Consider the following 15,218-nt stretch of genomic DNA (forward strand, 5'->3'; position numbering starts at 1 on the left):
TCTCAGAGTGGAGTGAGTCACCACAACGCTCGCTTATGTGCACTGTCCCAGGGAAGTGATTCGATGCACCCTCACACCGCCCGCACCGTCCTCGTACTCGGCGGCGGTCTCGCCGGGTCGGCGGCCGCGGTCTTTCTCGCCCGCGCCGGTCTCGACGTCGATCTCGTCGAGGCGCGCGGCCGCGGCCACGCCATCGGTTCCGGCATCACCTTGCAGGGCAACGCGTTACGCGTGCTCCGGGATCTGGACCTGTGGTCCGATATCAGCCGCGAGAGCTGGGGTTTCGACACCCTGGGCATCCGCGCGACCGACGCTCACGGCAGCCTCCTCGCCGAGATTCCCGATACCAAGACCGGCGGCCCCGACCTCCCGGCCGCGGTCGGGATGGAGCGGCCGGTGCTGGCGGCAATGCTGCACGACGCCGCGGAAAAGGCCGGTACGCGACTACGTTTCGGCGTGCGCGCCACCGAATTCGAGGCCGACGACACCGGCGTCGATGTCGTCTTCGACGACGGCGCCAGCCGACGCTACGACGTGGTGATCGGAGCCGACGGTGTCCGCTCGCCCGCCCGTCGCGCCCTCGGCATCGACTCCGAGCCGCAGCCAACCGGCATGGGCATCTGGCGGTTGGTGTGCTCGCGTCCGGCATCGATCACCCGCACCGATCTCTACTACGGCGGCGTCGCGCACATCGCCGGATACTGCCCGACCGGACCGGACTCGATGTACGCCTACATCGTCGAGGACACCCACGATCGTTCGGCGCTGTCCAAGACCGAGCAGCTCGAAATGATGCGCGCACTGGCCGCCGAGTACCACGGACCGTGGGACGAAGTCCGTGCGCTGCTGACCGATCCCGACGCCGTCAACTACACCCGGTTCGAGCAGCACGTGATCGACGGCCCCTGGAATCGCGGACGCATCGTGCTGATCGGCGACGCCGCCCACGCGTGCCCGCCGACCCTCGCCCAAGGCGGCGCGCAGGCGCTCGAAGACGCGGCGGTGCTCAGCGAACTCCTCATCGCCGAACCGGTCGGTCCGCAGCTGTGGCGCAGCTTCACCGACCGCCGACTGCCACGAGCGAAAGCCGTGGTCGAGGCCTCGGTGCAGCTCGGCCGATGGATGCTCGACCACGATCCCGACGCCGACGTCCCCGGCTTGATGCGCCGCATCGCCGAACTCGTCGCGACACCGGCCTGAACCCCATCCCCTCGTCTTTCGGAGCCTCCTCATGAGCGATCATGTCTTCACCCACCTGCGGCACACGGCACTGGCCGTGCCAGACTTCGACAAGCAGCTCGACTTCTACACCAACCACTGGGGCCTCTCGGTTGCCGCGACCGATGGCGATGTCACCTATCTGGCCGCGGAGGGCTCGCCCGAGCAGTACGTGGTACGCATCCGCCGCGCCGCCGAAAAGCGCCTCGACCTGATCTCCTTCGGCGTCACCGACAGCGCGGCGGTCGACACCGTCGCCGACAGGCTCGGCCGGGGCGGGGCCACCCTGGTCAGCGAACCGGACCGATTGCAGACACCCGGCGGGGGATACGGTTTCCGGTTCTTCGACAACGAAGGCCGCACGATCGAGGTGTCCGCCGACGTCGCGGCTCGCCGACATCGCAAAGTCGAAGTGGGCGAAGCGATTCCGGTCCGGCTGTCGCACGTGGTGGTGAACTCCGCCGACCCGGAAACCACCGTGGCCTTCTACGAGAAGCATTTCGGTTTCAAGGTCTCCGACATCCTCATGCATCCGCGCATGGGCAAGATGATGTGGTTTCTGCGCACCAACCGTTGGCACCATTCGCTGGCCATCGCGCGCGGCCCCCATCCCGCGCTGCACCACGCGTCGTTCGAGCTGCGCGGCCTCGACGAGTACATGCGCGGCACCGGCCGCATGCTGCGCTCGGGCGTCGAAAAGATCTGGGGCCCCGGCCGACACCTCGCGGGCAACAACACCTTCTCGTACTTCCTCGACCCGAACGGCAACACGATGGAGTACACGACCGAACTCGAGTCGCTGGACGAGGACACCTGGCACCCGCACCTCTACGACTTCACCCAGCCCGAGGTCAGCGACCAATGGGGGACTGCCAACGCGATGGACGAATTCGTCGCCGCGAAATCGTTCAACGACCCCGACAAGGGTCTGTTCATCGCACCACCGGTGTGAAAGGGGTTATCCACCATGCGTTTTGCCATGATTCGCCATAACGACGCGGCTCCTGTCGCCGCTGTCGTCGACGACGACAGCGTGTACCTGTTCCCCGGTGGCACCACGGTGCTCGAACTCGTCCGGGCCGGGCTGACCGCCGCGCTGGAGATGGGCGCGCAGATCCAGTCGATGACCACACCGATTTCGGTGGCGGAGGTCGCGTTCGACGCTCCGCTGGCACCGCCGACAATTCGCGATTTCGTCACCTTCGAAGAACATGTCGAAGGAGTCCGTGCGAGTGTCCAGGGTCGCGGCGGAGTGCCGGCGGCCTGGTACGCGGCGCCGCATTTCTATTTCACCAACCCACACACGGTGAACGGTCCGCGCAGCGAGATCCGGGCACCGCACCACTGCGCGGAACTGGACTTCGAACTCGAGGTCGCGGCCGTCGTCGGCCGTGCCGGTCGCGACCTGACCGTCGAGCAGGCCGCCGATCACATCTTCGGCTACACGATTTTCAACGACTGGTCGGCCCGTGATCTCCAGCGTCTGGAAATGCAGGTCGGGCTCGGCCCGGCGAAGGGCAAGGACTTCGCCAACACCCTCGGCCCGGTGCTGGTGACCGCCGACGAAATGGTGCCGTTCCTCGACGCCGACGGCTTCCTCGCACTGCACTGCGCGGCACGGGTCAACGGGGCCGAAGTGGGCAGCGATGTCTTGTCCAACATGGGCTGGACCTTCCCCATGCTGCTGGCCTACGCCTCACGCGACGCCGTGCTCGCCCCGGGCGATGTACTCGGCTCGGGGACCGTCGGCAACGGCGGCTGTCTGGCCGAGCTGTGGGGCCGCCGCGGACGTCTCGACCCGCCGCCGCTGACAGCCGGCGACACGGTCGAACTCACCGTGGAACACCTTGGCACCCTGGTGAACACGGTCGGCGAGCGCACCAGCGCGCCACACACCGTGTCTGCACCCCGACTCCGCGACCGCGCGCAGCACCGGGCCGAGGTGACCGCACCATGACAACCCACACCGTGGTCGTCACCGGCGCGGCAGGCGGCATCGGCCGCGTTGTCGCCCAACGACTCACCGACGACGGCTACCACGTCGTCGCGCTCGATCGCCAGGGCAGCGAAAGCGTGCGCGTGTTCGATGTCACCGACGAGCGGCAATGGCGAGAACTGGCAACCACTCTCGACGCACCGGTGCACGGACTGGTCAACTGCGCAGGCATCACCCGACGCGCGCGCCTTGGCGAGGTGACCGTCGCCGACATGACCGACGCCTACGCGGTCAACGTGCTGGCACCGCTGCTGGCGATCCAGGCGCTGGTCCCCGTGATGGGCGCCGGATCGGCGATCGTGAACATCGGTTCGCTCGCGGCGCTCACCGGCCACTACCCGGTGGCCTACACCACGAGCAAATGGGCACTGCGCGGTTTGACCCACACCGCCGCACTGTCCTTGGGTGAGAACGGAATCCGGATCAACATCGTCCATCCGGGCTTCATCGACACCCCCATGACGGAATCGGCGCCCGCGCGATTTCGGGACTCGTCGATCAGTGAGACCGCGTTGGCGCGTGCCGGCACCGCCGCCGAAGTCGCCGGCGCGGTGGCCTTTCTCCTCGGCGCCGATTCCACCTACATGACCGGCGCCGAGATCACCGTCGACGGCGGAGCGAGCTCGCACGGCGGCGTGAAGTCGATCTCGGACGCGCTGCGACCCGAACTACAGGAGCACAGATGACCGGAACAGAAACCGCCGCAACGCCACCGGACCGCAGCGATCCCGAATCCGCGATCGCCGCCGCGGCCCAGCGATGCTCGAACTGGGCGCGGTGGGGTGCCGACGATGTGCACGGCACGTTGAACTTCCTCGACGACGCCAAGCGGGCCGAAGCCGGGGCGTTGATCCGGCTCGGCCACAGCTTCAGCCTGTCGCAGAGCTTCGACACGAACGGGCCGCAGCGCGGTTGGCGGCGTCGCTCCAACCCTGTGCACACCATGCTCGATACCGGCACCGACGCCGAAGCCGGGATCCAGGGATTCCCGCACGGTCTCGGCGGCGCCGACGACGTGGTGTCGATGCCGCTGCAGTGTTCGACGCAATGGGACGGACTCGGCCACATCTTCGACCACGGTCGGGCCTGGAACGGTCGGCGCGCGGGCGAGGTGGTGACCTCGCAGGGTGATCAGTTCACCGGCATCGAAACCGTGGCGGATCGGATCGTCGGCCGCGGCGTGCTGCTCGACGTCGGGCGCGTCTTCGGCACCGGCACCGAACTACCTGACGGTTTCGCCATCACCACAGCCCATCTCGAGGAAACGATCCGCACACAGGGAGCCTCCTCGGCGGTCGGCCGCGGTGACATCGTCACCGTGCGCACCGGCCAGCTCAGCCGCGCCCGGCGCGAGGGTTGGAACGACTACGCGGGTGGCGCGGCCCCGGGTCTGTCGTTCACCACCGCGGACTGGTTGCACCGCACCGAGATCGCCGCGATCGCCACCGACACCTGGGGATTCGAGGTGCGGCCCAACGAATTCGACGACGCCTTCCAACCTCTGCACCAGGTCGCCATCCCGCACATCGGGTTGTTCCTCGGCGAGATGTGGGACCTGGACGCGCTCGCCGAACACTGCGCGCGCACCGGCACCTACGAGTTCTTCCTCGTCGCCGCGCCGATCCCGGTCACCGGCGCGGTCGGCGCACCGGTCAACCCGATCGCGGTCGTCTGAACCCCGACGAAAGCAGCGTCGAGCGCGGATCTCGTCGCGTCTCGAAAACTTGTCAATGAGAGGAAAACCCTGATGTTCGAATACTTTCCCGGAAACTATGTGTGGAACCTCGGTGTGGTCGCGGCGCTGAACAGCGGCGGCTACATCGACGAGGTCGATCGGGCCTGCCGTCCCATTCGGGAAGCGGCCACCCGCGGTGAGGACGCGGGCACCGAGGAATTCCTGGCGTCCTGGACAGCGGTCGTCGACGACCTGGTCGAGGCCGCGGGACGTGACCGTGCGGTCGGACGCACCCGGTCGGCGGGCCACGCCTACGCACGTGCCGCGAACTACCTGATCCACGCCGAGCGGATGCAGAGCCCGCAGACGCCCGATCGCAACGCGATCTATCGCCGGGTGCTGGAATTGATGCAGCAGTCCTTCGACCTGGTCGATCCGAACACCGTGCGCGTCTCGATTCCCTTCCGCGACACCACACTTCCGGCCTACTTCACCCGGCCCGACGTGGCAGGCCCGGTGCCCTGCATGATCGTGTGGAACGGCCTGGACAGCACCAAAGAACACATGTATCTGTCCGGGTTCGCCCACGAGCTCGCCGAGCGGGGGATCGCCACCCTCATGGTCGACTGCCCCGGCAGCGGCGAGGCACTGCGCCTGCAAGGACTCACCGCCCAGATCGAGACCGAGGAATGGGCGGCCGCCTGTGTCGACTACCTCGAGACCCTCGACGGCATCGACACCACACGCATCGGGTTGGTCGGCTGGTCGCTGGGCGGCTATTACGCCCCCCGTGCGGCGGCCTTCGAGAAGCGGCTGGCGCTGTGTGTGGCATGGGGCGCCAACCACGACTGGGGCAAGGTGCAGCGTCGCCGAATCGAACGCGAAGGCGAACGGCCCGTGCCGCACTACTGGAACCACGTGATGTGGGTCTGGGGTGAGAACGACCTCGACACCTTCCTGAACAACGCCGACGGCGTCAACCTCGACGGCGTCGTCGAGCAGATCAGCGTGCCTTTCCTCATCGTGCACGGCGAGAACGACCGGCAGATCCCGCTCGAATACGCCCACCGCTCCTACGAGCAGGCAACGGCCAGCCCGAAACGACACCTGCGTGTTTTCACCGCTCGCGAGGGCGGCGCGGAACACATCGGGCTGGACAACTTCCCCCTGGTCAGTACCTATATCGCCGACTGGGTCACCGAAACCTTCGCCGAACTGGGGGCAGAACAGCAGACGGCAACCGTCGTCGGCTGAAGGCCGCGGCGATGTCGGCCGGTGCGCTGCCGGCCGCCCCCGACATCGCCGTCCGTCGCGTTCGCACTATCTCGCAGGGCAATCAGATAGCGGCGGCTCGTCTACCTGCCTGCACCCAGATCGATGATGGCCAAGTCCTTCTCGATCTGGGTCCTGGCGTCCAGCACGAGTGGGACCAGCGTCTTGTCGACCAATTGTGCGAAGCGCTCGGCGTGGCACGACAGCGACACCGCGCCGATGGCCTGACCGTCCCGGTCGGTGATCGCCACGCCCACCGCGGCCACTCCACGTTCGGTGCCTTCGTAGTTGATCGCGAACCCGCGGCGCCGCGTGGTGTCCAAATCCGTTGTCAGGGAATGGAATTCGCCGGTGCCGAGCAGCGGCTCGCCGCCCGCGCGGGCGAGCCGGTACAGCCGTTCCACCTCGTCGAAGGGCAGGGCGGCCAGTAGCGCCTTGCCTCCGGAGGCCTGGTGCGCAGGCATCACCACGCCATCGCGGTCGTTGGTCGCATACACCGATTGCGCGCGCACGGTGCCGAGGAACCGCACGCTTTCGCGCACCCGGATCATCAAGTTCGCCGATTCGCCGCTGCGCCGCGACAACACCTCGAGATGCGGCTGGCACAGCGCGCGAAACGCTTTGGTCCACGCCAGTCTGGCCGGGGCCGCGTCCAGTGAGGGACCGGGCAGGTAGACGTGGTTGTCGTTCTGCACCGCGAAGCCACGGTAAGTCAGCGTCTGAAGCAACCGGTGTGCGCTCGACCGCGAGATGTCGAGGTGGGTGGCGGCGTCCATCACACGCAGGCTGCCGTAGTCGCGCAGCAGTTGCAGCAACCGCAACCCACGGTCGAGGGAGCCGACCGCGCTCGTCGGTCGCTCGGGCAGGGGAGTGTTCCGCATAGCGGAATTATATTCCCTCGTGAAAGCCCACGGACTTAGTTTCGCTCCATGCAGAATTGTGACTCAGATTACGCACCTACCATCGTGGTAGGTGGCGGCATCGGCGGTCTGGCCACCGCGCTCGGGCTGATCAAAGCCGGGAAACAGGCCGTTGTACTGGAACAAGCTCACGAGTTCGGGGAAATCGGTGCGGGCCTGCAGCTCGGCCCGAATGCCACCCGCATCCTGGATTCGTGGGGCTTGCTCGAGCGGGTGTGCGCGGTCGGTGTGCTCCCGAACAATATCGTCATGCGGGACGCGATCTCCGCGGAGGAAATCGGACGCCTGCCGCTGACGGGCGAATTCCGCACACGGTTCGGTGGCCCCTACGTGGTCATCCACCGCACGGACCTGCACGCGATCCTGCTCGAGGCATGCCGCGAGGCCGGGGCCGACCTGCGCACCGGCGTCCGCGTGGAACGGGTCGAAGACACCGGCGACGGCACCCTCGTCGTCGCCGAAGATGATCGCAGCTTCACCGCCGAAGCCACCATCGCCGCCGACGGACTCCATTCCGTGCTGCGCCACACGATCGTCGGTGACGACCTCGTCGCGTCCGGGTACGTCGCCTACCGCGGGACGGTCCCGATCACCGACGTGTCGAGACAGGACCGCGAACTCGACGATGTCGTCGTGTGGGTCGGGCCTGGCAGCCACCTGGTCCAGTACCGGCTGCGCGCCGGCGAAGTGCTCAATCAGGTCGCGGTGTTCGAGTCGCCCTCCTTCGTGCGCGGCGACGAGGAATTCGGTGGCACCGCCGAGCTCGAGGCCGCCTTCGCCGACTGCCATCCGCAGGTGCGCGACGCGATCACCCACATCGGCAAGCAGCGCCGGTGGCCGCTCTACGACCGGATGCCCGCCGACACCTGGGGCGAGGGCAGGCTCGTGCTGACCGGCGACGCGGCACACCCCATGCTGCAATACCTGGCCCAGGGCTGCTGCCAGGCACTCGAAGACGCCAAAACGCTCGAGTTCCTGGTCGCCGCCGACGCCCAGGACACCGACTGGCCGGCGGTGATCCGCCGGTTCAGTGACTCCCGTATCCCGCGCACCGCCGAAGTGCAGACCAGAGCACGCATGTTCGGCGACATCTGCCACGCGGGCGGTGTCCACCGCGTGGTGCGCAACGAACTGCTCGCCACCCTCGGCGCCGAGGACCTCTACGGCCACGCCGACTGGCTCTACCGGGGCCCGGTCTTCGATCTGCTGCGCCAGGCCCGCCTCGCCGTCGCCTGATCCCACCCCGATTCCTTCCACCGAAAGACGATTCCGACCATGCGACTCGCAGTTCTCGACGGCGACCGTGCCGCGATTGCCACCGACACCGACGTCTACGACATCACCGATCTGCTCCCCATCTCGGCGGGCCCCTACGGCGGCCCGTGGCTGCCGTGGCTGGAACGCGGCGGCCTCGTCGCCGACCTGCGCGCACTGGATCTCTCGCAGTGCCCGCGCCATCGCCTCGGCTCGGTCGCGCTGCGCGCGCCGCTGTCGCGGCCGGGCAAGATCGTCGCCGCCCCGGTGAACTACCTCGACCACAAGGTCGAGATGCACGAGCAGAAGACGATCGCCGAGTACGGCGTGTTCCTCAAGGCCAACACCTCGGTGATCGGGCCGGGGGAGACCGTCGAGCTGCCCTACCTCGACAAACGCACCGACCAGGAAGGTGAACTGGCCATTGTGGTCGGCCGTACCGCCCGGAACGTGCGAGTGCAGGAAGCTCTCGACTACGTCGTCGGCTACACCTGCCTGCTCGACATCAGCGTCCGCTCCACCGAAGACCGCTCGACCCGCAAGTCTTTCGACACCTTCACCCCGCTGGGACCGTGGATCGTCACTGCTGACGAAGTCGGCGACCCCGACACCTTGGCGCTGAGCTGCTGGGTGGGTGGGGAGCTGCGCCAGCGGACCAACACCTGCGAGCTGATCTTCTCGGTCGCCGAACTCGTCTCCTATGCGAGCTCGGTGATGACCCTGCACCCCGGCGACGTCATCGCCACCGGGACGCCCGCCGGGGTCGGCGCGCTCGACGACGGCACCTCGATCCGGCTCGAGATCGACCGGATCGGTGTGCTCGAGGTCGGCGTCACCGCCGAAACCGCCATCGCCTATGCCGATCGGCCGGGCGCCCAGCTCGACGCCCGTTTCGCGAGTAAGTGAGCGACGCAATGGAAATCGCAGCTCACAACATCAAGGCCCGCATCGAATCCGCGCCCATGCAACCACTGCAATACGCGGTGGTGACGATCTGCGTGCTGTTGAACATGCTCGACGGATTCGATGTGCTCGCGCTGGCATTCAGCGCCTCACATATCTCCGACGAATGGTCACTGAGCGGGTCGCAACTCGGCATCCTGCTCAGCTCGGCGCTGTTCGGCATGGCCGCCGGATCGATCGTCGTCGCCCAGGTGGCCGACATCGTCGGGCGCCGGCGCACCATCGTCGTCGCCGCGCTGATCGTCGCGCTCGGCATGGGGTTGTCGGCGATGGCCACCGGGTTCACCATGCTGCTAGCGGTGCGGATCGTCACCGGCATCGCTGTCGGCACCCTGCAGGCCTGCCTGAATGTCATGGTGGCCGAGTACTCCTCGGCCCGGCACCGCTCGACCGCGATCAGCGTCTACACCGCCGGTCAGCCGATCGGCGGCACACTCGGCGGCATCATCGCCGGTATCCTGCTCGCACAATTCGATTGGCGTGCGGTCTTCGCCTTCGGCGCCGTGGTAACACTGTGCGTCGCACTGCTCGCCGCGGCGATCCTGCCGGAATCGGTCGACTTCTTGATCAACCGGCGCCCACGCAATGCCCTGACACGCACCAACGCCATCCTGACCCGGCTGCGCCAACCGGCCCTGACCGAGATGCCCTCGGCTGCGACCCGCAACAACGACATCATCGGGCACTGGCGCGACATCACCACCGGCCCGAACCTGCTCACGACATCGCTGCTCGGATTCAGCTTCTTCGTGTTGATGGCCGGGTTCTATTTCGCCAACTCCTGGACGCCGAAACTGGTCACCAGCAGCGGGTTCACCTCCGCCGACGGCGTGCAAGCCGGTGTGTGTTTCAGCGCGGGCGGAATTGTCGGGGCCCTGGTGTTCGGGCCGCTGGCCATGCGATTCGGCGTGCGTCCCACACTCACCGCACTGTTCGGTGTCGCCGCGGCCGCCTTCGCGCTCTACGCGCTGTCGATGGGAACGCTGCACACGGCCCTGGTCGCGGCCGTGCTCCTCGGGATGACCACCAGCGCCGTGATGGCCGGCATGTTCTCCATCGCCCCGATGTACTACGACTCCTCGGCGCGGGCGACCGCGGTCGGGCTGGTCATCGGTATGGGACGAGTCGGCGCGATCTTCTCGCCCATCATCGCCGGCAGGCTCATCGACCTCGACTGGGCGCCGAAGAACCTCTACTTCCTGTTCTGCCTGCCCCTGATCGCGGGTGCGCTGGCGATCTTCGCGCTGCGTTCCCGGCGCGCTGTCCTGACCGACAGCCGCACCGAGCCGGGGGCGACCGATGCCGCGCCGTCACTGGCGCACTGAACTCCGACCGGCGGTCCCCGAGCCGCCCCGCTCTCCGAGGGAATCATCATGACCAGCAACAACATCACAGAACCCGAATCCAGCCCCGAACTCGACCGTCTCTACGCCGACTTCGCCCGCAACTCCACCGCCCCGCTGTGGACCCAAACCGGCAACCTCATGCCGGAAAGTCCTGCCCCCGCCGCGGTCGCGCACCTGTGGCAGTGGTCGGAGCTGCTCGACATCGCACGCCGCTCCGGTGAGCTCGTCCCTGTCGGCCGCGGCGGTGAACGTCGAGCGATCGGCCTGGCGAACCCCGGTCTCGCCCCCACCCCGTATGCCACGCCGACCCTGTGGTGCGCGATCCAGTGGCTCGGCCCGCGCGAAGTCGCACCGGAACACCGCCACGCCCAGAACGCGTTTCGCTTCGTGATCGAGGGCGAAGGTGTGTGGACCGTCGTCGACGGGGACCCGGTGGCTATGCGCCGCGGCGATCTGTTGATGACGCCCGGCTGGTGTTTCCACGGGCATCACAACGAGACCGATCAGCCGATGGCATGGATCGATGGACTCGACGTGCCACTCGCGCACGACCTCGATCTCGGCTTCTTCGAGTTCGGGTCCGAAGTGGTGACCGACGCATCGACCCCACCGATATCGCGATCGGAGCGGTTGTGGAGTCATCCGGGCCTCACTCCGCTCTCGGCGGATGCATCACGGCGATCCACGCCGATCGCGGCGTACCGCTGGGAGTACACCGACCGGGCTCTGCGTGAGCAATTGCTGCTGGAGCAGGAAGGACATCCGGCTACCGTCGAGCCGGGTCACGCGGCGATCAAATACACGAACCCGACCAACGGCGGCGATGTGCTCCCGACTATCCGCTGCGAATTCCACCGCTTGCGGGCGGGCACGACCACCGCGTCTCGGCGCGAGGTGGGCTCGTCCATCTGGCAAGTTTTCGACGGCACAGGTCATGTCCGGCTCGGCGACCAGCGCCGGGCACTGACCACCGGCGATCTGTTCGTCGTGCCGTCCTGGGTGCAGTGGTCCCTGGAAGCGGAGACCGAGCTCGACCTGTTCCGGTTCTCCGATGCTCCTGTTGTCGAGAAGCTGGGATACCACGACCCGGCCAAGTAATGAAAGCGGCTGTTCGGCAACCACGATGGCCCAGGTGCAGGCGTCGGCCGACAGCTCGATTGAGCATGTCGGCGGCGGGCGCTGTTCTCGCAATTCGACGCGAAGCAACATCGAGATTCATCCGGATCGTCGCGCGCGGGACAACAACGGATGCGCGCAGCGCCCGAGTGATATGGAGGTTCCCGCCCGCGTCCGAATGGAGAGCATCACGGCGTCTGTGCTGGTACGAGGGCGGCGGTCACCGCGGACTGGACTCCCTGCCCGGCAAGGATGATGGGTTCGATCGAGCGCAGTGTGCGACACAGCACGAACGCTCCCTCGAGGGCGGTCAGAGTCGATATCGCCAGAGCACGACTCTGTTGCTCGGTGATGTCGAGTTGTCCGAACCATTGCGCGAGTCGAGTCAGCCAGTCCTGAAAGACCTCCGCAGCCTCGCTTCTGAGCCGTTCGTTGGTGCTCGCCACTTCCAGTGCGATGGTCTCGATCGAACATGCCTCGCTGTAATCCTGAGATTCCATGAGTCTGCCGGCGTTCTCGAATAGTTGCGGTATTGCGGTTGCGGGATCGGCGTCGGCCAGCTGCGTGCCGACGAAAGCGCCGTAACGGACTCCTTCGCGCCGAATGACTTCCACGCTGATCGATTCTTTGCCGCCGGGGAAGTGGTGGTAGATCGAGCCGAACGGTGCCTGCGCTGTGCTGGAGATCTGTTTGAGGCCGGTAGCGGACATGCCTTGGCGGCGATACAGCTCCGCTGTCGCCTCGAGTATCCGTTCACGTGTGCCGAGATCTGCCATGGCGATCACTCCTTGCGCGGTGGTATGCGACAGCATATCGTGGGCCAGTAGAACGATCTATCTAGGAGGTGCGGGATGCCTACAGTGCAGGTACCGGCGGGGCCCATCGCCTACGAGGACACCGGTGGAGACGGACCCGTCCTCGTGTTCGGCCACGGCCTGCTCATGGACGGTCGGCAATGGCGCAAAGTCATTCCGTTGCTGCCCGAATACCGTTGCATCACACCGACGTTGCCCCTGGGCGCGCACGTCGAGCCGATGCATCCCGACGTGGACCTGACCGAGCAGGGAGTGGCTCGCATCCTCGCGGACTTCCTCGATGTCCTAGGACTAGAGGCAGTGACGTTGGTCCTCAACGATTGGGGCGGTGGGCAGTTCATGATCTCCGAGGGTCGTGATCAGCGGGTGGGAAGGCTGGTGCTTGCTTCGTGCACCGCGTTCGACAACTATCCGCCCAAGCCGGCGCGCCCCGCAGCCCTGCTGTGCCGCCTGCCGGGTGGGGGATGGCTGCTGAGCAGGATGTTCGGGACGAAGTTCTTTCGGCGCAGTCGCCGCGCGTACGGTGCGCTGAGTAAGACGGGGCTACCGGACTCGCTGTACGACGAATGGTTTCGCCCCGCCGTCGAGAACGCCGCGATCCGCCGCGATCTGGTCAAATTCGCCACCGGGGCGCCCTCTCGACGCCGACTGCTCGAATTATCCGATCAACTACGGACATTCACGAGTCCGGTACTCGTGGTGTGGGCACGCGAAGATCGGATGATGCCGCTCGAGCATGCGGATCGTTTGGTTGCGCTGTTCCCTGACGCGGCCAAGCTGATCATCGATGATTCGTGGACTCTCATTCCGGAAGACCAGCCGCGAGCCATGGCAGAGGCATTGCAGGAGTTCGTAGGATGATTGGCCTCGTCGGTGGTGCGCTGTTCAGTTGACCAGAATCGGTGCCCCGTCGGATGGCACATGCGTGATGTTGCGGACCCGGCCCCGCGTCGTCGCGGTCGCGGGCAGGGACAAGGCGTGGCGGCGCAGGATCTCTTGGAGCACCGCCGCACCCTCCATCAGCGCGAAACCCGCTCCGATGCACCGGCGCACCCCACCGCCGAACGGCAGCCAGGTATTCGGCGCCACGCTGCCGTCGAGGAAGCGGCCGGGCCGGAATACCGCGTCCGGGAAGGCTTCGGGCCGCTTGTGTGCGAGCAGGATCGAGGTCGCGACGACGGTTTCAGCGGGCAGGTCGTGGCCGCCGATCATCATGTCGCGGGTGAGCTTTCGCACGACACCTCCGATGACCCAGTGGTAGCGCAGTGCTTCCTTCATCACCGCTTCGAGGTAAACGGTGTCGCCGTCGAGCGCGGCTCGACGGGCGAGGTCCTGCTGGGCGGGGTCGGCGGCCAGTTCGCGTAGCGCCCAGGACAGTGCGGCCGAGGTCGTCTCGTGCCCGGCGGCGAGCAGGGTGACCAACTGATCGCGGAGTTCGTCTGAGGTGAGCGGGGTGTCGTTGCCGCTGCCCGCTGCCATCAGTCGCGACAGCACATCAGCGCCCGGGGCGTCGCTGCATGTACGTCGCTGCTCGATCTCGGCGTAGAGGTGGACGTCCAGACTGGCCCGGTCGTGATGAAACCGCTTCCATGGTCCGCGGGTTTGTAGGGCTGGGTAGCGGGAACCGAGCAGGGTGAGCGGGGCGATGTCGGTGATGCGGCGCATGGGTGGACCGAGTAGGTCGCGACGGCGCGGATCGGCGACACCGAGCACCACCTCGCCGATGACATCGAGGGTGATCCCGGTCATCGCGTCCAAGCTGCGGACGGTCGACCCGGACTGCCAGGTCTCCACGTGGGTGGCGGCGATCTGCTCGATCATCTTGCGATAACCGGTCAGGGCGGGCCCGGTGAAGGCGGGCATCAGCAGTCGGCGGGCGCGAGCGTGCTCGGCTTCGTCGGTGATGAGCACCGAATGATCGCCGAGCAGCGGACGCAGAATGCCGTTGCTCTCGCCGGCGTGCAGGTCGGTGGGGGAGGCGGCGAAGATCTCGCGGACATGTTCGGGGCGGGTGAACACGACCATATGCCGGGCGTACGGCGGCACCATGCGCAGGGTGAAGGTGTCGCCGTAACGGCGAGCGGTGGCGGTCAAGAACCGCTCCCGCGCTTGCACATACCGGATCGTCTGCGCGATCGCGGGTAGTCGGGGGCCGGGCGGGTACATGGCGACGGTCCTCTCCTAGACGCTCACTCCACGGTAACCCCGGTTACTCGGGCCGGGCGTCGATCTGGAATCCACGTGTTCGCTACCTCGCGGGCAGCGCGGCGGGAATGGAGTTCTGTCTGAATTGTGAGTCATCCGTAGATGATTTCAGCACGAAATGGCTTTCCGGTGCTGGCGGGGGTCGCGTTGATCTGTTCGATGGTGGCGTGTGCCGGTGAGAATGCCGCCGAGCCCGTCAGCGTCGCGCACCAGCCCGACGGCCCGACCGCTGCAGACCGATGGCACGTTGCCCGACGCCACCGATACGTACGGCTACCGCGATTCGTTCGCCCGATATCAGGGCGCCGAACGGTCGGCAGTTCGTGGCCGATGGCATGAAGATCGACCTGGCGCGCGCGACGGTTACCGTCACCGATGACCCGAAACACCCCGAATTCCGTGCGGTGACATGGACCGTGAACGAATACTGATCTGCTG

14 protein-coding genes are annotated in these 15,218 nt (G+C 66.8%); 11 read left to right on the forward strand and 3 right to left on the reverse strand.

Annotation, left to right across the window (positions count from 1 at the left end):
* Positions 1-63: 63 nt before the first annotated feature.
* The 6 genes from OHS03_RS09925 to OHS03_RS09950 all read left to right on the forward strand — a co-directional run bounded on the left by OHS03_RS09925 (position 64) and on the right by OHS03_RS09950 (position 6,143).
* Positions 64-1,200 (forward strand): FAD-dependent monooxygenase, encoded by a 1,137-nt coding sequence (locus OHS03_RS09925; protein ID WP_328662457.1) that lies wholly within the window; start codon positions 64-66, stop codon positions 1,198-1,200.
* Between the two features lie 31 nt (positions 1,201-1,231).
* Positions 1,232-2,170: a VOC family protein gene (locus OHS03_RS09930; protein WP_328662458.1), complete on the forward strand. Its 939-nt coding sequence runs from the start codon at positions 1,232-1,234 to the stop codon at positions 2,168-2,170.
* Between the two features lie 27 nt (positions 2,171-2,197).
* On the forward strand, positions 2,198-3,175 hold the full coding sequence (locus tag OHS03_RS09935; protein WP_328662459.1) for a fumarylacetoacetate hydrolase family protein: 978 nt from the start codon (positions 2,198-2,200) through the stop codon (positions 3,173-3,175).
* On the forward strand, positions 3,172-3,900 hold the full coding sequence (locus tag OHS03_RS09940; RefSeq protein ID WP_328662460.1) for an SDR family NAD(P)-dependent oxidoreductase: 729 nt from the start codon (positions 3,172-3,174) through the stop codon (positions 3,898-3,900). Before OHS03_RS09935 ends, OHS03_RS09940 begins: the two co-directional genes overlap by 4 nt.
* Positions 3,897-4,889 (forward strand): cyclase family protein, encoded by a 993-nt coding sequence (locus tag OHS03_RS09945; RefSeq protein ID WP_328662461.1) that lies wholly within the window; start codon positions 3,897-3,899, stop codon positions 4,887-4,889. The genes OHS03_RS09940 and OHS03_RS09945 overlap by 4 nt, the downstream gene beginning before the upstream one ends.
* A 72-nt stretch (positions 4,890-4,961) precedes the next feature.
* Positions 4,962-6,143 (forward strand): alpha/beta hydrolase family protein, encoded by a 1,182-nt coding sequence (locus OHS03_RS09950; protein ID WP_328662462.1) that lies wholly within the window; start codon positions 4,962-4,964, stop codon positions 6,141-6,143.
* A gap of 101 nt (positions 6,144-6,244) precedes the next feature.
* On the opposite strand, the gene OHS03_RS09955 is transcribed toward OHS03_RS09950, so the two are convergent.
* The gene (locus tag OHS03_RS09955) at positions 6,245-7,042 is read right to left on the reverse strand and encodes an IclR family transcriptional regulator (RefSeq protein WP_328662463.1); all 798 of its coding nucleotides are present in this window, start codon (positions 7,040-7,042) and stop codon (positions 6,245-6,247) included.
* A 48-nt stretch (positions 7,043-7,090) separates the two neighbouring features.
* On the opposite strand from OHS03_RS09955, the gene OHS03_RS09960 reads away from it, so the two are divergent.
* Genes OHS03_RS09960 through OHS03_RS09975 form a run of 4 tightly spaced genes read left to right on the forward strand, consistent with a single transcriptional unit; the run spans position 7,091 to position 11,742 of the window.
* Entirely contained in the window at positions 7,091-8,317 is a 1,227-nt protein-coding gene (locus OHS03_RS09960) for an FAD-dependent monooxygenase (protein WP_328662464.1), read from the forward strand.
* A gap of 39 nt (positions 8,318-8,356) precedes the next feature.
* Positions 8,357-9,241 carry a fumarylacetoacetate hydrolase family protein gene (locus OHS03_RS09965; RefSeq protein WP_328662465.1) on the forward strand — a complete coding sequence of 295 codons (885 nt, stop codon included), beginning with the start codon at positions 8,357-8,359 and terminating at the stop codon, positions 9,239-9,241.
* An 8-nt stretch (positions 9,242-9,249) separates the two neighbouring features.
* Entirely contained in the window at positions 9,250-10,623 is a 1,374-nt protein-coding gene (locus OHS03_RS09970; RefSeq protein WP_328662466.1) for an MFS transporter, read from the forward strand.
* A 48-nt stretch (positions 10,624-10,671) separates the two neighbouring features.
* On the forward strand, positions 10,672-11,742 hold the full coding sequence (locus OHS03_RS09975; protein ID WP_328662467.1) for a cupin domain-containing protein: 1,071 nt from the start codon (positions 10,672-10,674) through the stop codon (positions 11,740-11,742).
* A gap of 206 nt (positions 11,743-11,948) precedes the next feature.
* Here the strand turns inward: OHS03_RS09975 and OHS03_RS09980 are convergent, their stop codons facing one another.
* A complete protein-coding gene (locus OHS03_RS09980) occupies positions 11,949-12,536 on the reverse strand; it encodes a TetR/AcrR family transcriptional regulator (RefSeq protein WP_328662468.1) in 588 nt (195 codons plus the stop codon).
* 75 nt (positions 12,537-12,611) lie between these two features.
* On the opposite strand from OHS03_RS09980, the gene OHS03_RS09985 reads away from it, so the two are divergent.
* Entirely contained in the window at positions 12,612-13,436 is an 825-nt protein-coding gene (locus tag OHS03_RS09985) for an alpha/beta fold hydrolase (protein WP_328662469.1), read from the forward strand.
* Positions 13,437-13,460: 24 nt separating this feature from the next.
* On the opposite strand, the gene OHS03_RS09990 is transcribed toward OHS03_RS09985, so the two are convergent.
* Entirely contained in the window at positions 13,461-14,741 is a 1,281-nt protein-coding gene (locus OHS03_RS09990) for a cytochrome P450 (protein WP_328662470.1), read from the reverse strand.
* Positions 14,742-15,218: the final 477 nt, after the last annotated feature.

The organism is Nocardia salmonicida, from assembly GCF_036142455.1.
Classification (GTDB): Bacteria; Actinomycetota; Actinomycetes; order Mycobacteriales; family Mycobacteriaceae; genus Nocardia; species Nocardia salmonicida.